This is a genomic window from Brevibacterium sanguinis (genome assembly GCF_039528855.1).
In the GTDB taxonomy this organism is placed as follows: domain Bacteria; phylum Actinomycetota; class Actinomycetes; order Actinomycetales; family Brevibacteriaceae; genus Brevibacterium; species Brevibacterium sanguinis.
This window is the reverse complement of the sequence record NZ_BAAAMB010000003.1, coordinates 167481-189348: the sequence shown is the minus strand read 5'-3', so window position 1 is coordinate 189348 and position 21868 is coordinate 167481. Positions and strand designations below refer to the sequence as shown.

Annotated in this window: 17 protein-coding genes; 4 read left to right on the top strand and 13 right to left on the bottom strand. The window is 67.9% G+C overall.

Annotated features, from left to right (window positions below):
• Positions 1-25 precede the first annotated feature (25 nt).
• From ABD154_RS03360 to eat, 4 genes are all read right to left on the bottom strand, one after another.
• On the bottom strand, positions 26-1393 hold the full coding sequence (locus tag ABD154_RS03360) for an aldehyde dehydrogenase family protein (protein ID WP_198500149.1): 1368 nt from the start codon (positions 1391-1393) through the stop codon (positions 26-28).
• A 29-nt stretch (positions 1394-1422) separates the two neighbouring features.
• Positions 1423-2220: a gamma-glutamyl-gamma-aminobutyrate hydrolase family protein gene (locus ABD154_RS03355; protein ID WP_344250035.1), complete on the bottom strand. Its 798-nt coding sequence runs from the start codon at positions 2218-2220 to the stop codon at positions 1423-1425.
• Entirely contained in the window at positions 2201-3646 is a 1446-nt protein-coding gene (locus ABD154_RS03350) for a glutamine synthetase family protein (RefSeq protein WP_344250033.1), read from the bottom strand. Before ABD154_RS03350 ends, ABD154_RS03355 begins: the two co-directional genes overlap by 20 nt.
• Before the next feature lie 125 nt (positions 3647-3771).
• Positions 3772-5208 carry an ethanolamine permease gene (gene eat, locus ABD154_RS03345; protein WP_198500147.1) on the bottom strand — a complete coding sequence of 479 codons (1437 nt, stop codon included), beginning with the start codon at positions 5206-5208 and terminating at the stop codon, positions 3772-3774.
• 113 nt (positions 5209-5321) lie between these two features.
• Between eat and ABD154_RS03340 the strand changes: the two genes are divergently transcribed.
• Positions 5322-6149, top strand: a complete 828-nt coding sequence (locus tag ABD154_RS03340) for a FadR/GntR family transcriptional regulator (protein ID WP_232623792.1) — start codon at positions 5322-5324, stop codon at positions 6147-6149.
• 57 nt (positions 6150-6206) lie between these two features.
• On the opposite strand, the gene ABD154_RS03335 is transcribed toward ABD154_RS03340, so the two are convergent.
• Positions 6207-7637, bottom strand: coding sequence for an 8-oxoguanine deaminase (locus ABD154_RS03335; RefSeq protein WP_198500848.1), 1431 nt, complete (start codon positions 7635-7637; stop codon positions 6207-6209).
• 489 nt (positions 7638-8126) lie between these two features.
• Between ABD154_RS03335 and ABD154_RS03330 the strand changes: the two genes are divergently transcribed.
• Positions 8127-9722 carry a nucleobase:cation symporter-2 family protein gene (locus ABD154_RS03330; RefSeq protein WP_198500146.1) on the top strand — a complete coding sequence of 532 codons (1596 nt, stop codon included), beginning with the start codon at positions 8127-8129 and terminating at the stop codon, positions 9720-9722.
• Positions 9723-9823: 101 nt separating this feature from the next.
• On the opposite strand, the gene ABD154_RS03325 is transcribed toward ABD154_RS03330, so the two are convergent.
• From ABD154_RS03325 to ABD154_RS03295, 7 genes are all read right to left on the bottom strand, one after another.
• Positions 9824-12481, bottom strand: a complete 2658-nt coding sequence (locus ABD154_RS03325; RefSeq protein ID WP_344250030.1) for an HNH endonuclease signature motif containing protein — start codon at positions 12479-12481, stop codon at positions 9824-9826.
• Between the two features lie 414 nt (positions 12482-12895).
• Positions 12896-13579 (bottom strand): HAD family hydrolase, encoded by a 684-nt coding sequence (locus tag ABD154_RS03320; protein WP_198500145.1) that lies wholly within the window; start codon positions 13577-13579, stop codon positions 12896-12898.
• 215 nt (positions 13580-13794) lie between these two features.
• Positions 13795-14559 (bottom strand): M50 family metallopeptidase, encoded by a 765-nt coding sequence (locus ABD154_RS03315; protein ID WP_198500144.1) that lies wholly within the window; start codon positions 14557-14559, stop codon positions 13795-13797.
• A gap of 122 nt (positions 14560-14681) precedes the next feature.
• The gene (locus ABD154_RS03310) at positions 14682-15815 is read right to left on the bottom strand and encodes an ABC transporter ATP-binding protein (protein WP_198500143.1); all 1134 of its coding nucleotides are present in this window, start codon (positions 15813-15815) and stop codon (positions 14682-14684) included.
• A gap of 45 nt (positions 15816-15860) precedes the next feature.
• Entirely contained in the window at positions 15861-17198 is a 1338-nt protein-coding gene (locus tag ABD154_RS03305) for an ABC transporter substrate-binding protein (protein ID WP_198500142.1), read from the bottom strand.
• Positions 17199-17264: 66 nt separating this feature from the next.
• Positions 17265-18260 carry a carbohydrate ABC transporter permease gene (locus tag ABD154_RS03300; RefSeq protein WP_198500141.1) on the bottom strand — a complete coding sequence of 332 codons (996 nt, stop codon included), beginning with the start codon at positions 18258-18260 and terminating at the stop codon, positions 17265-17267.
• Positions 18257-19171, bottom strand: a complete 915-nt coding sequence (locus ABD154_RS03295) for a carbohydrate ABC transporter permease (RefSeq protein ID WP_198500140.1) — start codon at positions 19169-19171, stop codon at positions 18257-18259. The genes ABD154_RS03300 and ABD154_RS03295 overlap by 4 nt, the downstream gene beginning before the upstream one ends.
• 407 nt (positions 19172-19578) lie before the next feature.
• Here ABD154_RS03295 and ABD154_RS03290 point away from each other — a divergent pair, with 407 nt between their 5' ends.
• Positions 19579-20424, top strand: coding sequence for a PhzF family phenazine biosynthesis protein (locus ABD154_RS03290; RefSeq protein WP_198500139.1), 846 nt, complete (start codon positions 19579-19581; stop codon positions 20422-20424).
• Positions 20425-20434: 10 nt separating this feature from the next.
• Positions 20435-21367 (top strand): methyltransferase, encoded by a 933-nt coding sequence (locus ABD154_RS03285; RefSeq protein ID WP_198500138.1) that lies wholly within the window; start codon positions 20435-20437, stop codon positions 21365-21367.
• Positions 21368-21421: 54 nt separating this feature from the next.
• Here the strand turns inward: ABD154_RS03285 and ABD154_RS03280 are convergent, their stop codons facing one another.
• Positions 21422-21793 carry a VOC family protein gene (locus ABD154_RS03280; RefSeq protein ID WP_198500137.1) on the bottom strand — a complete coding sequence of 124 codons (372 nt, stop codon included), beginning with the start codon at positions 21791-21793 and terminating at the stop codon, positions 21422-21424.
• Between the last annotated feature and the right edge of the window lie 75 nt (positions 21794-21868).

Genomic DNA, 21868 nt, shown 5'->3' with positions numbered 1-21868 from the left:
GGTGTGGGTGGTCTCGGCCGGTCGCTCAGTCCGCCGGCTGGGTCGCGAAGAAGACGTTCTTGACCTCGGTGAACGAGGCGACCGCGTCGGGTCCGAGCTCGCGGCCGAGACCGGACTGCTTGAACCCGCCGAACGGCGTCGAATAGCGCACCGAGGCGTGCGAGTTCACCGACAGGTTCCCGGCCTCGACGCCGCGGGACACGCGCATCGCACGGTCGAGGCTCGACGTCCAGATCGACCCGGAGAGCCCGTACTCGGTGTCGTTGGCGATCCGCAGGGCCTCGGCCTCGGTGTCGAAGGGCACGACCGAGAGGACGGGGCCGAAGATCTCCTCGGTGAAGTCGACCGACGAGGTCGTGGGCGGGGTGAGCACGGTCGGCGGGAACCAGAAGCCGGGCCCGGTCGGCGCGGTCCCGGTGAACGCGACATCGCCCGCAGCGACATATCCGGCGACGCTGTCCCGGTGGGCGGCGGTGACGAGCGGGCCCATCGCGGTCTCAGGCAGGGTCGGGTCGGCGGCGGCGAAGTCCCCGACGGCCTCCTCGAGCGCGGCCATGAACTCGTCGTAGATGCCGCGCTGGACGAGCAGGCGCGATCGGGAGCAGCAGTCCTGCCCGGAGTTGTCGAACACTCCGCCGGGGGCCGCGGCGGCAGCGGCGGCGACATCGGCGTCATCGAAGACGATGTTCGCGTTCTTGCCGCCGAGTTCGAGGGTGAGGTTCTTCACCTGGTCGGCGCACCCGGCCATGATCCGCTTGCCGACCTCGGTCGACCCGGTGAAGACGACTTTCCGCACGGCCGGGTGGGTGACGAAGCGCTCCCCGACGACCGATCCCTTGCCGGGGATGATCGTCAGCACGCCCTCGGGGATGCCGGCCTCCCGCGCGAGCTCCCCGATCCGGATCGCGGTGAGCGGCGTGATCTCCGCGGGTTTGAGGACGACGGTGTTGCCGGCGGCGAGCGCCGGGGCGAATCCCCACGCGGCGATCGGCATCGGGAAGTTCCACGGCACGATGACCCCGACGACGCCGAGCGGTTCGTGGAACGTGATGTCGACCCCGCCGGCGACGGGGATCTGCCGCCCGAAGAGGCGTTCGGGCACCGCCGCGTAGTACTCGATGACGTCGCGGACGTTGCCGGCCTCCCACGTCGCGTTCGAGATCGTGTGCCCGGCGTTGGCGACCTCGAGCGCGGCGAGCTCATCGATCGCGGAGTCGACGGCGGCCGCGAAGCGCCGCAGCAGCCGGGCCCGATCGGCGGGGGCGACGTGGCGCCACGTCTCGTACGCCTCGGCGGCCCGCGCGATCGCCCGGTCGGTGGCCGCGAGGTCCGCGAGCTCCACCTCGGCGATCGACTCCTCCGTGGCCGGGTTGACGACGGTGTACGTGCTCAATTCGGTGTCTCCTTCACGCTGGTGCGGTTTCACGCTGGTGCGGTCATGCTCATGGGGGCGCCGAGGCGGTCCTTCGCGGCGTCGACGAGGGCGGTGACGACGCGGGCGTCGTCCGGATTGTGCTCGGGGTGCCACTGCACCGCGAAGAGCCACCCGCTACCGTCGTCGGACCGGTGGGCGGGGTCGATCTCGATCGCTTCGATGAGGCCCTCGGCGCTGCGGGCGGTGACGGTGAGTCCCGCGCCGAGGCGGTCGACGGCCTGGTGGTGGTAGCACGGTGCCGTCGCCGTCTCCCCGAGGACCGCGCGGGCGATGGTGCCCGGCTCCGTCGTCACCGCGACCTCTCCGTAGACGCCGGGCCGCGGCTGGTAGTCGGTGTGGCCGGTCACCTCGGGCAGGTGCTGGATGAGCGTGCTGCCGTGGGCGACGGCGATGACCTGGAGGCCGCGACAGATGCCGAGGACGGGCAGACCTCTCTGCCGCGCGGCGGCGAGCAGGAGGAATTCGCTGTCGTCGCGGAACGGCTGCGAGCCGGTGCGCTCGTGCGCCGCCGCCCCGTAGGCCGCGGGGTCGACGTCGGCGCCGCCGGCGATGAGGAGCCCGTCGAGGCGGTCGAGCACTGCAGGTGTCTGACCGTGCGGGGGCAGGAGGACCGGGATGCCCCCGGCCGCCGCGACCATGCGGACATAGTCGGCGGGGACGAGGGCCGCCTCGGTGTCCCAGACTCCCCACTGGGCCTGCTGCAGGTAGCAGCTGATCCCGATGACGGGCGGATTCGCAGGCGCTGCCGCGGATCCCTCGGCGATGTCAGAGTCGTTCGAAGCCACGGATCCTCTCCCAGTCGGTCACGGTCGCATTGTAGGCCTCGATTTCGATGTCGGCGGCATGGACGTAGTGGCGCACGACGTCCTCGCCGAACGCCTCCTTTGCGATGTCGGAGTTCTCGAGGAGATCCCGCGCTCCGGTCAGCGTCGTCGGCAGGCGCTTCGCATCGGACATGTACGCGTTGCCCTCGGTGATCGGCGGCAGCGGGAGTTCGTGTTCGATCCCGTAGAGCCCGGCGGCGATGAGGGAGGCCGCGGCGAGGTACGGGTTGAGGTCGGCCCCGCCGACGCGGCATTCGACGCGCAGCGAGGGACCCGAGCCGACGACCCGGAACGCGCACGTGCGGTTGTCGAAGCCCCACGCGACCGCGGTGGGGGCGAACGAGCCTTCGACGAAGCGCTTGTACGAGTTGATGTTCGGGGCGAAGAAGTACGTGAAGTCCTCGATGCACGCCAGCTGCCCGGCGATGAAGTGGTTCATCAGGGTGGAGAAGCCGTGCTCGCCGTCGCCGGCCATGACCATGTCACCGTCGGCGGAGCGGAAGCTGAGATGGATGTGGCACGACGACCCCTCCTTCTGGTCGTACTTCGCCATGAACGTGATCGACTTCCCGTGCTGGGCGGCGATCTCCTTCGCCCCGTTCTTGTAGACCGCGTGGTCGTCGCAGGCCTTGAGCGCCTGCTGGTAGCGGAAGGTGATCTCGTGCTGGCCGAAGTTGCACTCGCCCTTCGCGCCCTCGACATAGAGGCCGGCACCGGCCATCGAGTTGCGGATGTCGCGCAGCAGCGGCTCGACCCGAGCGGTCCCGAGCAGGGAGTAGTCGACGTTGTACTGGTTCGCCGGGGTCATGCCGGTGTAGCGGGAGTTGAAGGCGTCCTCGTAGCTGGTGTCGAACGTGATGAACTCGAGTTCGGTGCCGACATGGGCGCTCAGTCCCGCCTCGGCGAGCCGGTCGAGCTGGCGCTTAAGGATCTGCCGCGGGGAGGCGGCCACGGGTTCGCCGGTCGTCCAGAACAGGTCGCAGTTGACCATCGCCGTGCCCGGCTGCCACGGCAGCAGCCGCAGGGTATCGAGGTCCGGCTGCATGACGAGGTCGCCGTAGCCGGTCTCCCACGAGGACATCTCGTAGCCGTCGACGGTGTTCATGTCGACGTCGACGGCGAGCAGGTAGTTGCAGGCCTCCGAGCCGTGCCCGGCGACGTCGTCGAGGAAGAACTGCGCTCCCAGGCGCTTGCCCTGGAGCCTGCCCTGGGCGTCGGTGACGGCGACGACGACGGTGTCGATCGAGCCGTCCTCGGTGCGGCGGCGCAGCTCGTCGAGCGTGAGGGGCTCGGCCTGCACCGATCCGCGCGACGTCCGTTGGGGCGAGTGCGCGGTCGTGGGCGCCGAGATGATCGTCGGTTTCGGTGAGGTCGTGAGGTCGTTCATCAGGGTTTCCTCTTGTTCTCAGTTGTCGTGCGTCGGTGTCGTCAGTCTGTGTCGTGAGTCAGTATCGTGCATCGGTGGGTGGGGATGGGGATGCGCCGAGGTGGGGAGGCGACGAGGGGGTTCGGTTATTTCAGTTCGCTCTCGGCGGCCTCGATCTGTGCGAACTCCTCTTCCGGGGCGCTCGCGACCAGGTGGTGTCGGGAGTAGAACCAGAAGTAGGCGAGCGCGACGAGGAAGACGGCTGCGGCGATGCCGGCGGCGAGGATGTCGACGAAGAACGTCGCGATGACCGCCACCGAGGCGAGGACGAGCGCGATGCCCGTCGTCACGACCCCGCCGGGGGTGCGGTAGCCGCGCTTGAGGTCGGGCTCCTTGAAGCGCAGCCGGATGTGCGAGAGGTTGAGCAGCACGTAGGAGACCGTGGCCCCGAAGACCGCGACGTTGAGGAGGACACCGCCGTTGCCGCCGGAGAGGACGGCGATGAGGAAGCCGATCGTGCCGGGGACGATGAGGGCGAGCACAGGGGTCTTGCGCTTGCCGGTGTGGGAGAGCCACTTGGGCAGGTAGCCGGCCCGGGAGAGGGCGAAGAGCTGCCGCGAGTAGGCGAAGATGATGGAGAAGAAGCTCGCGACGAGTCCGGCGAGACCGGCCCAGTTGACGAAGGTCGCCAGCCACGAGTTGTCGCCGTAGGCCGCACGCAGCGCCTCGGGCAGCGGGTTGTCCGACTCGCCCATGGCGGCCGCACCGGCGATGCCCGGGACGAGGAGAAGCATGAGGGCGCCGAAGACGACGAGGATGGCCATCGCGGTGATGATGCCCCGCGGCATGTCGCGCTTGGGGTCGGCCGACTCCTCGGCGGCGAGCGGCACGCCCTCGATGGCGAGGAAGAACCAGATGCCGAAGACGAGCGAGCCGAGCAGGCCGCTGATGCCCATCGGGAGGAACGTGCTCGAGCCGAGCGCCGCCGTCGGTTCGATGTCGAAGAGGTTGCTCGCATCGAAGTGCGGGATCGCGGCGATGACGAAGACGATGAGGGCGATGACGGCGACCGCGGTGATGACGAACATCAGGCGCAGCGCCTCGCCGACGCCCCACAGGTGGATGCCGATGAAGATCGCGTAGGCGGCGAGGTAGATCGTCCACGCGGGCACGGACTCCGGCAGGATGCCGAGCGCCTGGACGTAGCCGGCGATGAAGGTCGAGATCGCCGCCGGGGCCATCGTGTATTCGATGAGGACGGCCATGCCGGTGGCGAAGCCGCCGAGGGGGCCGAGCGCGCGTCTGGCGAACCCGTATCCCGCACCCGCCGTCGGCAGGGTCGAGGAGAGCTCCGCGAGACCGAAGACCATGCACACGTACATGAGTCCCATGAGGAGGAAGGCGATGAGGAGACCACCCCACCCGCCTTCCGCGAGGCCGAGGTTCCAGCCGGAGAAGTCACCCGAGATGACGTAGGCGACGCCGAGGCCGGCGAGGAGGATCCACCCGGCCGCGCCCTTCCTCAGCTGTCGCTTCTCGAGGTAGTGCTCATCGACGTTGCCGTACTCGATGTTCTTGGACATATCCGCTCCCAGCGATTCAATGGATCATGTTCAGACCATTGGCTGGAGTCGAATGTAGTATGACCCAGATCACGGTGTCAAGAGTCGACCGAGGCTAATCTTGAGGAGTGGACGTGGATCGGAACGCAGACGGTTCAGGCGGCGGCGTGGGCGGCAAGCCCGGCGGCCGTCCGAATGTCGCTGAGGGCCCAGGTGCCGGTGAGGAGGCTGCGATCGCCGAGGAGGCCGCGGAGTCCCAGCGTCCGGCCCGACTGCGCGGCGGCAACGTCTTCGAGCACACGATCGCCGAGCTCCTCCGCGCGATCCGCCTCGGCAAGTACCTCGTCGGCGACAAGCTGCCGCCCGAGCGTGAGCTGGCCGCGCGGATCAACGTCTCCCGGGCGACGCTGCGCCAGGCGCTCAGCGAGCTTCAGACCGCCGGGGTCGTCAGCGTCCGCCGGGGACGCTACGGCGGCACCTTCGTCACGCGGCTGCCGGTCGCAGATCGGGATGCCGGGATCGACCTCGGCGAGCTCGACGATGCGGTGCGGTTCCGGCTCATCCTCGACACTGCGGCCGCCCGGGTCGTCGCCGACCGCGACCTCAGCGCCGAGGAGCGGGAGACGCTCATCGCCGCGGAGCAGGGCTGCTGGATGCCGCTGGGCAGCTCGGCCGAGGACATCGAGCAGTTCCGCGCCCTCGACGCGCGGTTCCACCTGACGATCGCCGAGCTCACGGGAATCCCCTCGCTCGCCGAGGCGGCCGCGACGACCCGGGACCGGCTCAATGCGCTGCTCGATCAGATCCCGTTCATCCACACGAACGTCGAGCACTCGTGTATGCAGCATGCGCGGATCGTCGAAGCGATCTTCGACCACGACGCCGAGGCGGCGGCGACGCTCGCCGCGCAGCACGCCGAGGGCACCGAGCAGCTGCTTCGCGGATTCCTCGACGGGAAGTGACCGAGGGCGACCGACCGAGCGCGATCGACCGGAGGCAGGCCCGCCTCGGCGAGGACATCACCCGGCGACGAGCCGGCGAGCCTCCTCCTGGTGGGCGGCGATGAGGGCCTCGGTGTCGAGCGTCTGGCCGTCAACACCGATCGCGCGCCCGTCGCGGACGCGCCAGGCTCCGGCGACCATGACCCTGTCGGCCTTCTCCGCCCCGCAGAGGACGAGGGCGGGAATCGGATCGTGCGCGCCGGAGAACGCGAGCCCGTCGAGGCGGAACAGTGCGAGGTCGGCCTGCTTGCCGACGGCGATCTCGCCGATGTCGTCGCGTCCCAGGGCCGCCGCGGACCCCCGGGTCGCCCAGTCGAGGACGCGGTCGCAGGTGACCGCCTCGGCGCCGTAGCGCAGACGCTGGATGTAGAGGGCCTGGCGGACTTCGCGGATGAGGTTCGAGGCGTCGTTCGAGGCGGAGCCGTCGACGCCGAGTCCGACGCTGACGCCGGCGTCCTCGAGTTCGACGGCACGGGCGATGCCCGAGGCCAGGCGCATGTTCGACGTCGGGCAGTGGGCGACGGAGACCCCGGCCGCGCCGAGGCGGACGATCTCCTCGTCGTCGAAGTGGACGCCGTGGGCGAGCCACGTGCGGTCGCCCAGCCAGCCCACGGATTCGAGGTAGTCGACGGTGCGCAGGCCGAAGCGCTCACGGCAGAAGTCCTCCTCGTCGAGCGTCTCGGCGAGGTGGGTGTGGAGGCGGACGTCGAGGTCGGCGGCGAGTGCGGCGCTGTCGCGCATGAGTTCGGTCGTCACGGAGAACGGGGAGCAGGGGGCGAGGCCGATCTGGACCTGCGCGCCGGCGCCGCGCTCGTGGTAGGTCTCGACGAGGCGACGCGAGTCGGCGAGGATCACTTCGGCGTCCTGGACGGTCTGCTGCGGCGGCAGGCCTCCGTCGTCCTCACCGAGCGACATCGAGCCGCGGGTGAGCATCGCGCGCATGCCGAGGTTCCGGACGACACCGACCTGGATGTCGATGGCATCGTCCATGCCGGTCGGGAACAGGTAGTGGTGGTCGGCGGCGGTCGTGCATCCGGACTCGAGGAGTTCGGCCATCGCGACGGTCGTCGCGAGCTCGAGGGCGCGCGGGGTCAGGCGCGCCCAGACGGGGTAGAGGTTGGTCAGCCAGCCGAAGAGCGGGAGGTCGGCGACGGGCGCCCAGGCGCGGGTGAGCGTCTGGTAGAAGTGGTGGTGGGTGTTGATGAGCCCGGGCGTGATGACGTGTTCGCTCGCGTCGACGACCTCGTCGGCAGGGGTGGCGGGGGTGCCTCCGGCGGGCACGAGTTCGACGATCGTGCCGGATTCGGTGTCGACGACGATGCCGCCGCGTGCGGCAGTCGCGTCGTGGGTGTCGTGAGCTGTGGGGCTCTCCGCCGAGGTCGCACTTTCGGTTCGGGTGGAGCGCCCGAGGTGGACGGCCAGGGGGTTGCGCAGCCAGATTCTCGTCATCGTCATCGCCTCTCGATGGGTGGGCTGTCGCGGTCGGGCGCGTGCCCGACCGCCGGTGAGGCGAGGACGCTGGGGCCATCGCCACCAGCTCAGGTTTCACGGCGTCTGCTGCTCCGCCGGTCGGTGAGGGGGTCACCCGCTCTGTGCGGATCCGCCGCTGATTTGTGCGCGGAACCGACACCGACAAGACTGAACTCTAACATGTGCTCCGCATCACGATTTCGAGTTGCCAACCCGACAGCATTCGCTTAGCATTCTGCGATAAGGAAAAATACTTTCGCATCTTGGAAGTGATAATCGCCAGAGGAACATTCCGGACGACCTCAACGGAAGCAGTACAGCGATCCGATCCCCTCAAGGCGCAGGCCGGGTTCACGATGTGAGCCTTCGTTCCAGGGCGGTGCACTGACGCACTCCCGGACGGCACCGCCTTCAGCGACCGGCCAGCAGGTTCGCGCCCGACCATTTCGGGGAGCGAACAGGAATTCGATGGAGAAGACAATGTCGGTGTCCAAACAGTCCAAGCACAAGACGCAGCGGCCAGAGGACGAGCGGCTGCCGGTCGGCACGTCGTTCGCGTACGGCCTGCAGCACGTCCTCACGATGTACGGCGGCATCATCGCCGTCCCCCTCATCATCGGCAAGGCCGCCGGTCTCGACGATGCCGGCATCAGTGTGCTCATCGCATCGTGCCTGTTCATGGGTGGTCTGGCGACGATCCTGCAGTCGTGGGGCGTGCCGTTCTTCGGCTCCCAGCTCCCCCTCGTCCAGGGCGTGTCGTTCGCCGGCGTCGCGACGATGACGGCGATCCTCGCGGGCGGCGACGGTCTGCCCGAGGTCTTCGGAGCAGTGCTCGTCGCCTCGGCGATCGGGCTCATCGTCGCGCCGGGATTCGCCCTCATCGTCAAGTTCTTCCCACCGGTGGTCACGGGCACCGTCATCACGACGATCGGCCTCTCGCTCATGCCGGTGGCGGCCGGGTGGGCGATGGGCGGAAACGCCGAGGCGCCTGACTACGGCAGCGCCCGCAACATCCTCATCGCCGTCGGCACTCTCGCCGTCGTTCTGCTGCTCAGCCGCATTCCCGTCGCGATGATCTCGCGTCTGTCGATCCTCTTGGCGATCGTCGTCGGAACCGTCGTCTGCCTGATCTTCGGCTGGGCGGACTTCTCGAACGTCCTCGATCGCGGCATCTTCGCGTTCCCCGAGCCGTTCGCATTCGGCATGCCGACGTTCTCCGCTGCGGCGATCATCTCGATGTTCATCGTCATCATCGTCACCTTCGCCGAGACGACGGCCGACATCATCGCCGTCGGCGAGATCGTCAAGACGAAGGTCGACTCGAAGCGCATCGCGAACGGCCTGCGCGCCGACATGCTCTCCTCGGCCGTCTCGCCCGTGTTCAACTCGTTCACGCAGTCGGCGTTCGCGCAGAACGTCGGCCTCGTGGCGATCACCGGCGTGAAGTCGCGATTCGTCGTCACCGCCGGCGGTGTCATCCTCGTCGTGCTCGGTCTGCTGCCGGTCATGGGCGGAGTCGTCGCAGCGATCCCGTCGCCGGTGCTCGGCGGTGCCGGCATCGTCCTCTTCGGCACGGTCGCGGCCTCGGGCATCCGGACGCTGTCGAAGGTCGAGTACGAGGGCAACCTCAACATGATCATCGTCGCGGTCTCCCTGGCCTTCGGCATCATCCCCGTCGTCGAGCCGGACTTCTACAACTCGTTCCCGTCGTGGGTCGGCATCATCCTCCACTCGGGCATCTCGTCGGCGACGATCATGGCTGTGCTGCTCAACCTCATCTTCAACCACATCGGCGCGAAGACGAAGGACCGCTCGGACCGGTCGGTGTTCGTCGCGGGCACCGGGCGCGTGGTTCGGCAGCAGGACCTCCAGCGTCTTCTCGACCACGAGGCGATCCTCGCCGAGGGCGACACGATCAAGGACGGCAAGATCGTCGACTGCAACGGCGAGGAGGTCCCCGTCGTCACCGATGACCAGCACGAGAAGATCGTCGAAGCCACGAAGAACGGTGAGGTGAAGACGAAGGACGACGTCCGCCGAGTCATCGAGGAATCGGAGAAGTAACCCGCCGAGGTTGTCGTCCGTGATCGTCGGCGTCACGTAGCGCGGGTGATCGTGAGTGTCGCACAGAGTCGGTGATCGTGAGCGTCGCGCGGTGGGGGTTGTCAGAACGGCGGGGGTTCTCCGTTGTCCCACACCCATTCCCTGCCTTTCGGGGCCTTCCACTCGATCGACCCGAACTTCGGCATCCACCCGGGGTGTCCGCTGCCTCCTTCGGGCCCGGGACATTCGGCGGACCGCCGCACCTCACCCGGGCGGCGGACTTCGCCGCCCTGCTCGCACGGTGCGTCATTCGGACCGGGCAACCTCGGTGGTTCAGGCGTGACGCTTGGAACGCGCGACGTCGATGGATCGGCCGGAACGGACTGATCCGGTGGATTGAGCTGATCCGGCGGGTCCGGTGAGTCTGGCGAGTTCGGGAGATCCGGTGAGTCCGGCGGGCTCCATGGCCCCGGCGTATCGGGCGAATCCGATAACCCTGATGAGTCGGGCGGAGCAGATGGGCCGGGCGGGTCGGCGTCACCGATGTCGCGCATGAGTCTCGCGTTCTCCGCGTTCACCGGGTGATCAGGTGGCGATACGGTCGCGGTGCTGCCATGGGCGAAGCGGTACTCGACCACCCCGGGTTCCACCATCCGCACCGAGTACTTTCCATCGGTTTTCGCCTGGTGGTGCTGTTTGCAGAGCGGATGGAGATTGCCGAAGACGGTCTTGCCGCCGGATGCCGGATCGTCGTGATCGAACGGGATGATGTGGTCGATCTCCGAGGTCTCGGCCCGTCGTCGACAGCCCGGAGCGGTGCATCCGCGCCACTGGGCGATGAGCGTCTGCCGGATCGCGGCGGGAATCTGATAGCTGAGGGCCTTCGCGTCGATCGGAGTGCCGGTCGCCGGGTCGGTGAGGATCCGGGTCCATGTTCTCGAGTGTGCGGCAATGTATCGCGCCGTCTCGGCGGGAACCGGGGATCCGTCGGAGAAGGTACCCGGCAGATCCGCCCGCTGTGCCAGGGACATGCAGGGCACGGTGGTGATCATCTTCGCTTGGGCACGCATCCAGAACTCGTCGGTCGGCATCGAGACCGTCAGAGCGAAAGCCACCCGACCGAACTCATCCCGCTCAACGCCGGGAAGTCGGTGCAATCTGTGCGGGACGGCAGGGCCTGTGGGCGAAGAGAGGTCGTGGGAACCGTCCTCGGAATCGGCGATGAACTCTGAGGCGTCGCCGCCGGAGCCTCCAGCATTGGCCGCAGCGGCGACTGCGGCATCGATGTCCTCGGCAGTCCTGACGTCGTCGAGGTCGAGGGGAATCTCCGTTGTCGTCGTCTCCCCCGTGTCGGTGTCGTGGGCGCGCACCTGAATGCAGACCTGAGGAACCGTGCGCGTGAAGATGTCGAACATGAGTGCGGCGATGCCGCGGTCGTCGTCGATGACGGCACCCGGAGGAAGCTGGTCGGCGATGGCTGCGGTGCTGCCGTTGCGGATGAGCTTCGCGAACGCCTCGATCCGCACATAGAGGGCCTGCAGGTCTGCAGACGATCCGGTCAGGGTCAGGCACGCTGTGCCGTCGGGATACGTGGTGAGATCGACGCGACGGTGTTCGCGGGCGCTCTCGGTCCGTTCCTCGTTCGGCTGCAGGACGGCGATCTTCATCGCGAGCGACTTCTTAAAGGTTTCGATGGTGATGTCCGCACGGCGCTCGTCGAGGTAGCGGTCGACGGCGTGCAGATTCGTGAACCTGAGATGGCGGCACGCCTGCGCGGCGGCGAGGATGTGCTCGATGGTGAACTCTCCGGCCGCACATCGCGCGTGGAACTTGGGCAGTCCGTGGACGAGCGTCATTGCGGCGACGATGTGTGCGTAGGTGCCGGACACCGTCGAGCCGCGGATCGCTGAGAGCTCAGCGAGGTCTTCGGTGTGGGAGAACCGGTGAACCCATCCGTCCATCGTCTGAGTCTCGCTGAACTTGGGGAATCCCGGCAGAAACACCGAATCGGCACCCTGTGTTGAATCGGCACCCCGTGTTTCTGGACCGCCCTCAGCGGGCGCCGCGACGGGTGGCTCGGTATCGTCTGCATCGGAGTTGCCGGGCTCCGCATCGATCGAGCCGGGGACCGATATGTCATCGAGGTCATCGACCTCGGTATCCGAAGAGCTCCCGGCAACTGGGGAGACCCCAACATCTGAAGAGCCCCCGGCAACTGAAGAGACAGCGCCGTCGCCGCCGGTCTCACTCTGGTCGTCGGGCTCATCACCGCTGCCGTTGCGCGCGCGAGCGAACCTCCACGCAGTCTCGCTGAAGGTCGCATGGCGGTAGGGGCTGCCGGGATCAGGATTGAAGAGGTCGAGATGACCGATGACATCGGCGAGGAAGGCGCGGGCCGTCGCTTCGAGAGCGGCGATCTGCGCCCGGTCCGAGGATGTGTAGACCGCGTAGACGTCGGCGTAGGGAGAGGTCGGGTCGACCTCGACACCGCGGGGATTCGAGCCAGGCTGATCTGCGGATGGAACCGATTCGATTGTGTCAGTCACGGGAGTCACCTGTCTTCCCACATCAGCGTGGCTAATGACATTAGTGTAGTTCACGTCACATTCGATGTCAATGCCTATTTCGAAACTCGTTCGAACGTGAAATTCATTCGCTTCGCAGTGCTCAGCGATTTTCGGGAGCGGTCGCCGGGCGGAAACGCGATATCCGAGTGCACCTCGGATAGTCAGACCGGGCATACGGCGCCCCCGCTTCTTCCGTCCAGCCTCGACGGGCACCGGGGTCCTGCGACGTGCATTGCGAGTGGAACCGGACTGGTTCCCGCTATTCGGAGCGCTGGGAGCATCAGGTAGAACGAACCCGCCGAGCGAATCCAGTCCGTCGCGAATACGGGGCGCTGGTCGAGTCCGCGTCACCACGAGAACCCAGCCCGGTCCGCCCTCGGCACGTGACTGCGAGTCGCCGCCGCGATCTGCTTTTCAAGGGAATCGGTGAGTACCCGGACGGCACTCCGCGCACCCGCTCGGCACTCCGAACGTCGAACTCACGGGCACCTCAAACCGCCGTCGACGCACGTGACCGCACGTCGAGACGCATGCTCAGCGTCTCAAAAGCCCGGACCGCTACTCAGCGTCTCAGACATCCCGTCTCGGACTCAGCGCCCGAGACTCCTCTGCTTGGTTCCGGCCGCCTCACACCTCGCGGGTCAGCAGCCCGGGCAGCTCGGTCATCGAGTCGAACGTGGCGTCGGCGCCGACGGCGAGCAGGGCTTCGGGCCGCTGATGGACGGGTGAGGGAGGGCAGAAGCCGAAGACGAACGATCCGGCAGCCCGCCCCGCGATGACGCCGGTGGGCGAGTCCTCGATGACGGCCGCCTCGGCGGGATCGACGCCCAGCGCATCCGCAGCGGCGAGATAGACGTCGGGGGCCGGTTTCGACTTGGGGAGCTCCATGCCGGAGAAGATCCGGCCCTCGAAGACGTCGTAGAGGCCGATCTTCTTCAGCTGCAGCTCGATCTTCGGGCGATCGGCGCTCGACGCGCACGCGAGCCTGCCCGGATACGCCGGCACGATCGTCCGCACAGCCTCGACGACTCCGGGAATGGCCTGCAGGGAGGCCTCGAGCTCGACATTGCGCCGCCGCCGGAAATCGGTGAGCCACGCGTCGTCGATGCGGAATCCCGTGTGCGCCTCAATGACGTCGGCCTCGTCGCGCAGCATCTTGCCGACGAACCGCGCGACCGCCTCCTCCTTCGACAGGTTCCAGCCCAGTTCGGCGAGCATGCCGCGCAGCACCCCGTTCGTGATGCTCTCGGAATCGACGAGGACGCCGTCACAGTCGAACAGCACGGCAGCGAATTTCGGGCTCAGATCCATAGGGTCGATTCTGTCATCCGCCGAGGCCGATTCCGTCATTTGTCGCGCGCTCACCCGGCCTCCCGCGCTCACCTGGCTTCGAAGTCGCGTCGATGTCCTCGCCGAGGCGGCCGACCCGAATCCCACAGCACCCACCGTCGCGGTGGTCCCGGACGCCCCGAACCGTCGCGGTGATCCCGAGCATCCGCAGCGTCACGTCGGTGGCGCGACCCCGTTCACGTCAGCCCTGCGACCCCGCCGGACTCTGCGAACGCCGAGTAGAGCAGCAGCCCGGACCCGAGCGCGCACCCGACGATGACGAGACCGAAGAGCGTCAGCCATCCCCCTGCGGGCACGGACGAGCCGCGGCTGAGGATGTAGGCGTCGGACTGCTGGACGTTGCGGCGGCGCGTGTGGACGCGGATGACCTTGACGAGGTCCTTGAGCGAGCCGAGGGCGAGCGCGACGCCGAGGCCCGCGACGAAGACCGCGATCCACTCGAGCGGGAGGAAGACGACGAGCAGCTGCGCGGCGATCGCCGTGCACACGGCGATGACGACACCCGCGACGTTGCGGATGAAGATGAGGGAGATGAGGAGGACGAGGGCTCCCAGCGACAGTGCCAGCGGTGCCCAGCCGTAGATCGCCGAGGTGATGAGGACGAGTCCGAGGACCGCGGGCGCCGGGTATCCCCAGAAGCCGGACCAGGTGGCCGAGAATCCGACCCGACCGAAGGAGTTCATCTGCCCCGAATGGTCGAAGTTGAGCGAGATCCCGCGCACCACTCGGCCGGTCATGAGCGCGGCGAACGCGTGCCCGAGCTCGTGGACGAACGTGACGAAGAGTCCGAAGAACCGCCAGATCGCCGGCGTCATCGTGATGACGAGCGGGATGCCGAGGATGATGAGCAGCTGCGTCGGACCGAGGTCGAGACCGTCACCGCGCCCGAATCCCGAGGTGATCGCCTCCCACCACGTCGACACGCCCTGCTGCAGGTCCATCGTCACCTCACTCGCCCGTTGCGCAGTCCGCGCGCCGTCGTGGCGCGCGCCTGCCCCGCACCCGCGCCGTTCCCGGCCGGGCCTGAGCGCTCAAGTCTAGGAAGTGACCCTGAGTGGCACGCTCAGACGATCGCCAGCTGGGACTCGGGATCGAAGAGGCGGGCCCGCGCGGGATCCGCTGCCACCCACATCCGCTCGCCGATCCGCGGCACCGCTCCCTTGGGAAGTCGAACGACGAAGGGCCTGTCGCCGAGGTTGCCCACCGTCCCCGACGACGTGGCCTCTTCGGCCGGTGACGATCCCGTTCCCGCGGTGCCGGTCAGTGCCCCGTAGACGTAGGTGTCCGAACCGAGCTCCTCGACGAGATCGACCTCGAGTTCGAACGCCCCCTCCCCCGCCGCGGCGGGACGGAGGTCCTCCGAGCGGATGCCGAGGACCACCTCGGCGCCCGTCGCGGGAAGGCCCCTGTCGATGGGCACAGCCGCGCCGCCGACGCTGACCGCGGACTCACCGCGGCGAGCGGGGAGGAGATTCATCGTCGGTGAGCCGATGAAGCTCGCGACGAAGAGCGAGGCGGGGTGGTCGTAGAGTTCGCGCGGGGTGCCCACCTGCTCGATGCGTCCGGCGTTCATGACGACGACGCGGTCGCCCATCGTCATCGCCTCGGTCTGATCGTGGGTGACATAGACGGTGGTCACGGCGAGTTTGCGCTGCAGGGCTGCGATCTGTGCGCGGGTCTGCACCCGCAGCTTCGCGTCGAGGTTCGACAACGGCTCGTCCATGAGGAACACCTGGGGCTGTCGCACCAGGGCTCGGCCCATCGCGACCCGCTGCCGCTGCCCGCCGGAGAGTTCGCGCGGCTTCCGGTCGAGCAGCCCGTCGAGTTCGAGCATCGCGGCCGCCGTCTCGATCTGCCGGCGTCGCTGCGCCTTCGGCATCCCCGAGTTCTTCAGCGAGAACTCGAGGTTGCCCGCCACGCTCATATGCGGATAGAGCGCATACGACTGGAACACCATGGCAACGTCGCGGTCCTTCGCCCCGATGTGGGTGACGTCGGCGCCGCCGAAGGAGATCCGGCCCTCGGTGGGGTGCTCGAGTCCCGCGAGCATCCGCAGCGTCGTCGACTTCCCGCAGCCGGACGGTCCGACGAGGACGAGGAACTCCCCGTCGGCGATGTCCAGGTCGAACCCGGAGACCGCCGGCGCGTCGGCTCCGGGATAGCGGAGACTGACAGCGGTGAGCGCGACATTGACCATGGTGTTCTCATTCCTGAAAAGAGGTGTGCCTGACGAGGGGTGCGGTCACTTCAGCTTCTCCGGGACGTCATTGTCGTAGAGGCTCTGCATCTCGTCCTGCGCGGACTGCAGCTGCTCGGTGACGTCGACGTTCGAGGTGAGGATCGTCTGCAGCGACTTCGCGATGGTCAGGTCCCCACCGGGCAGGAGCACGCGACCGGGATCCTGGGTGCGGGTCTTCGCGAGCTGTTCGACGGCGACCTGGAACTGCGGAGTCGTCTCGTACACCGCGCCCATGTCCGCGTCGGTGCGCACCGGCAGGTACCCGGTGCCCTCGGAGAACAGCGCCGTGTTCGCGCTGTTCGTCAGGTAGTCGAGGAACATCGCCGAGGCGAGCTGCTCCTCCGGCGACGACTTCGCCGAGATCGCGACTCCGGCTCCGCCGGTGGGCACCACGGCCTCCGTCTCCGCAGGTCCGCCCGGAAGGAAGCCGACGCCGACTTCGAAGTCCGCGGTGTCGAGGATGCCCTTGAGCGACCCGGTCGATGCGAGGATCTGGCTCGTGGCACCGGCGGCGAAGTCGTCCTCCGGCGTTCCGCTCGAGACGGTCGCCCAGCCGTCCTGCGTCGAATCCTGAGCGAACTGCACGGCTTCGACCGTCTCGGGACTCGTCATCGCCGACATGTCCCACTCACTGCTCCAGCCTCCGCCGTAGCCCCACACCAGGTTGCCGAGGATCCAGGCCGGGTAGGAGTCCTCCTTGGGGTAGGCGAGCGCGGAGTTCGCGACTTCGGCCTCCTGCAGCTGCTCGGAGTTCGCCTTGACCTCGTCCCACGTCGCCGGTGCCCTGTCCTCGAGGCCGGCCTCCGCGTACTGATCCTTGTTGTAGTAGAAGATCGGAGTCGACCGGGCGTAGGGCACCGCGTAGTGGGCGTCGTCGTAGAGGTAGTCGTCGTAGAGGGTCTCCTGGTACGTCGAGGTGTCGGCACCCGCTGCCTCGAGAGCCTGATCGACCGGCAGCAGCGAGTCGTTCGCGAAGTTCGTGAACCATGTCGCGTCGGAGACGACGACCATGTCGCCGACGTCATCGGAGGTCTGCGCGGTCTGGAACCTCTGCGACACCTCTTCGTAGTTCGCGCCGGCGGTGACGAGTTGGACCTCGATGCCCGACTCCTCGGTGAAGCCGGCGATGATCTCCTCCTCGATCTCCATCGACCCGCCGGGATGGTTGGACCAGAACGTGATCGATTCCGCCGGTTCGACACCGGTGAAGTCGACGTCGGCACCGGCGGCGGAGTCGGATCCGACGCTCGGTCCGCAGGCGCTCATCCCGAGCGCGGCAAGTCCGAGGACGGCTGTGGACAGGGTGAGGCGGGGGCTGAAGCGGGGGCTGAAGCGGGGCATTGGCTCTCCTTGGTCTCTTCTCTGGGTGGGTGACGGGTGGGAGGTCGGATTCGGGGTTCGGACGGTCTACTTCACGGCACCCTGAGTGAGGCCGGAGACGATGTGGCGCTGCAGCGCGGCGAAGACGATGAGGACGGGAACGATGACGAGGACCGCGCCGGCCATGAGGTACCCGTAGCTGCCTGTCTGCCCCTCGACCGACTGGAGGAGGTTGAGACCGACGGGCAGCGTCATGTTCTCCGGGGTGTCAGTGATGACGAGCGGCCACATGAAGGAGTTCCATTCGGTCACGATCGTCACCAGCGCCACCGTCGCGATGGCCGGCGCGGAGACCGGAACGACGATGCGCCACAGTCGCTTCCAGTGCCCGGCACCGTCGAGCTCGGCGGCCTCGAGCATGTCGACGGGCAGGGTCTTGAACTGCTGACGCAGCAGGAACGTGCCGAAGGCCGTGCCGAGTCCCGGCAGCAGGATCCCCCACAGCGTGTCCCGTCCCCCGAGGGCGGAGATCGTCAGGTAGTTCGGCAGAAGTGCGACCTCGGGCGGGACCATGAGGGCGACGAGGATGCCGAGGAAGATGACGTTCTTGAACCGCACCCGGATGAAGACGAGAGCGTAGGCCGAGGTGATCGCCAGGACCACCTTGATCACCGACCCGACCGTGGTGACGATGACGCTGTTGAGGAGGATCCGCCCGAGCGGCACCCGGTCGGCGACGGCCTCGTAGTTGCCGAGCGTCGGTTCCTGCGGCAGCAGCGTGGGCGTCAGCGTGATGATCTCACCCGGGGGCTTGAACGAGGCGATGACCATCCATGCCAGGGGCAGCACGATGAGCGCGATGGCGATGAGCAGCGGCAGATAGCCGGTGAGGATCGTGTCGGCCAGATTCCGGGGGGCGAAGGCCTGACCCCATGTCGCGCGGTCCCGCGTCCGCGGGGGCAGATCCTGTCGGCTCGCCGAGGTGGTCGCCCCGGTTCCGGAGGAACCGCTGCCCGACGCCGCTCCACCGTCGCGGACAGGCGTCTCCGGTCCCGCCTCGGCGACGGTCTTCTGCGTCCTCATGAGTAGTGCACCTTCCGTTCGACGTAGCGCATCTGCACCGCCGTGATGACGAAGAGGGCGGCGAAGAGGACGACGGAGATCGCGGCGGAGTACCCGGCGCGCTGGTAGACGCCGAATCCCTGCAGGAAGAGCTCGAAGACGATCGTGTTCGTGCCGTTGCCGTTGGGTGTCATGATGCGCAGGATGTCGAAGGCCTGCATCGACGACAGGATCGTGGTGATGACGAGGAAGAACGTCGTCGGCCCCAGCAGGGGGAGGCTGATCGAGACGAACCTGCGGAGAGGACCGGCATGGTCGATCGCCGCCGCCTCGAGAAGGTCCTTGGGCAGCGACTGCAGCCCGGCCAGATACACGACGGCGCAGTAGCCGAGGTTCTTCCACACGTAGACGACGATGACCATGAGCAGGGCGAGGTCCGGGTCGAGGTACCACTCCGGGGAGTTCCGGCCGAAGAAGGCGAAGACGTGGGAGAGGAGACCGAGCTGCGGGTCGAAGATGAAGTTCCAGACCATGCCGACGCCGACCCCGGAGAGCACGTACGGGGAGAACACAGCCGTCCGGGCGACCGTCCGGCCGGGGATCTGCTTGTTGAGCACGAGGGCGAGCGCAAGACCGAGGGCCATCGAGATCACCACCGTCGAGACCGTGAAGATCAGGGTGACCCGCCACATGTCGAGGCCGGTCGGCGAGGTGAAGAGGGTGACGTAGTTGCCGAATCCGATGAAATCGGCGCTGTTCGATCCGAGTCGCCAGTCGAGCAGGGAGTAGTAGACGTTCGAGGCGAGCGGATAGTAGATGAACGCGAGGATGAGGAGGATGTTCGGACCGATGAATGCCGCGAAGATCGCCCATTCGCGGAGTCCGCGTGTGCGCTGTTCACGCTGCGCCGAGCTCGTCCGCGTCAGGCTCATCGGCATCCTCCGTCATGGTCGGGGGTCATCGGGCAACCGGACCAGTGTCGCGAGGTTGAATGAACCCCGGGCATGATCTGCTTGAACGCTGAGATGCTGGTCGGTGAATGGGCCGGGAGCGTCCGCAGACGGCTCGTGACCAGACCTCGCGCGGCCCGGCTGACCTGCGGTGACGCCGCCACATGGACGGAGGTCGACGCCGCGGTGAACGTGTTGCCCGTGAGTTCATCTCTGCCTTCCAGGCATCGCTGCCCGGCGCCCCAGCCCGGCAGTCCGTCCGCGACAATCCTCCCTGTCGCTTAAGATCGAAGGGAGGGGAAGTTCGCCGAGGCGGCCCCCACTGTCCGGGAACCCTGAGCTTCCGTGACTACGATGGTCACAGGCCCAGCACACGGTAAGGAGTCTCCATGCCCCGCGAGCGCGCGTTCGCCCAGGTCGATGTCTTCTCGAGCGTTCCCTATCGCGGCAATCCCGTCGCCGTCGTCCTCGACGCCGAAGGCCTGAGCGACGACGAGATGGCGCAGATCGCGAACTGGACGAACCTCTCGGAGACGACATTCGTCCTCCCGCCCACCGACGACCGCGCCGACTACCGCCTGCGCATCTTCACGAGGACCCGCGAGCTGCCCTTCGCGGGACATCCGACGCTCGGTTCCGCGGCGGCGTGGTTGCACGCGGGCGGCCGGCCCCGGCGCGCGGACCGTCTCGTCCAGGAGTGCGGGGTCGGTCTCGTCGAGCTGCGCCGCGGCACCGCCGCAGATCAGCTCGCCTTCGCCGCCCCGGATCTCCTTCGGTCCGGTCCCCTCGACGAATCGTTCGTGTCCGACATCGCCGCCGCCCTCGGCATCGATCGCAGCGAGATCCTCGACCACGCGTGGGTCGACAACGGTCCGGGCTGGGCCGCGGTCCGCCTCGCCTCCGCAGACCAGGTGCTCGCGCTCACCCCCGACTTCTCGGCGATCCCCGACACGAAGCTCGGCGTCGTCGGCGCTCACCCCCACGGGTCCGATCACGAGTACGAGGTCCGCGCATTCGTCCCCGGGGTCGGGATGGCCGAGGATCCCGTGACCGGCAGCCTCAATGCCTCCGTCGCCCAATGGCTGATGGACTCCGGCCTCGTCCCGGATGCCTACACCGCGACACAGGGCACGGCGATCGGCCGTGCCGGCGTCATCTCGATCACCCGGGACGGCGATGCCGTCTGGGTGGGCGGCCCGACGACCGTGTGCTTCACCGGCACCGCGAACGCGTGAGGGCAGGACGATGACGAACGCACTCCGCCCGACCGATCTGCCGGTCACCGCGGTCCACGGTCGCGTCTACTTCGGACTCCAGGCCCTCCTCGGCGCCGCATGGTGGGCAGGCGTCTTCACGGTGCCCGGCGTGCGCACCGCGACCCTCGGACCGCTCGACCCCATCGTCGTCGCCGTCTTCGACATCCCCCTCTTCGTCCTCGCCTCGGCGGCCGTCGCCTTCGGAGTCCGCCTGGCGGTGTGGGTCGTCGTGCCGTGGACGATCCTCGTCGCCCTCGGCATGGCCGTCTACGCGACCGTGACCACGCAGGCCGGACTCGGCGCAGTCGCCATGATCGCGGCCGCCGTCGCCGGCGTCGTCGCCGGGTCTCTCGTCGTTTACGGACGCGTGCCGAGCGAGCGCCTCCTCGTCGGGCCGTTCGCCTTCCGCAGCTCCCGGACCGACGGTGAGAACGCACTTCTCATGCGCACGTTCGCCCAGCTCGTGTGCTTCTGGGGCGTCTTCCTCGTCATCCTCCCGTGGATCATCAAGTCCCTCGAGGAGCGGTGGCAGCTCGACGTGAAGTTCCCCTTCCTCGTCGTCCTCGCCGGTTTCGCGCTCCTCGTCCTCGCGAGTGCGCTCGGCATCTGGTCGGCGGTGACGATGGCGCGCTACGGCGGGGGCACCCCGCTGCCCTCGGCGATGCCCAACCGCCTCGTCGACGACGGCCCGTACCGCTTCGTCCGCAATCCCATGGCCGTCGCCGGGGTCGTCCAGGGCGTGGCGATCGGCATGTTCATCGAATCGTGGCTCGTCATCGTCTACGCGATCGCCGGGTCCCTGCTGTGGAATTGGATGATCCGCCCCCATGAGGAGGCGGATCTGCGGCAGCGCTTCGGTGCCGACTTCGACGACTACAGCGCCGAGGTGGCCTGCTGGGTCCCCGGACGCCGTTCCCGCTGACCTCGCCCGTCCCGCTGACCTTGCTCAGGCGGCCAGATCGCCGAGGCGGCCAGGTCACACCCCCGCTTCGTGCACGGTGACCGCGTAGCCGTCCGGATCGCTGAAGGTGAACGTCAGACCGAACGGGCTCTGGGACGGCGGTCGCAGGATCTCCACCCCCGCCTCGGCGAGTGCGTCATGGAGCTCCGCGGTGCCCACACAGCTCAGCCACAGCGCCACCCCGGTCCCCGGCCGCTCGACGGCGTCGAGATCGACACCGGGCAGCGGTTCGCGGACGGCGAGGGGGATCGGCTCAGTCGCGAAGACGACGGCGCCGGGAGGACTGGCCGGCGCTCGGGTCAACCCGAGCCGCGTCTCGTAGAAGTCGGCGGCGTCCTCGACATCGCGCACCTGCAGGGCGACGAAATCCACTCCGTTGACGATCATGACTGCTTCCTTCCCTCATGCTCCGACGCTGCCCTCGTCACCGCGAACTCATCGGAACTTTCATATGTCAGGTTT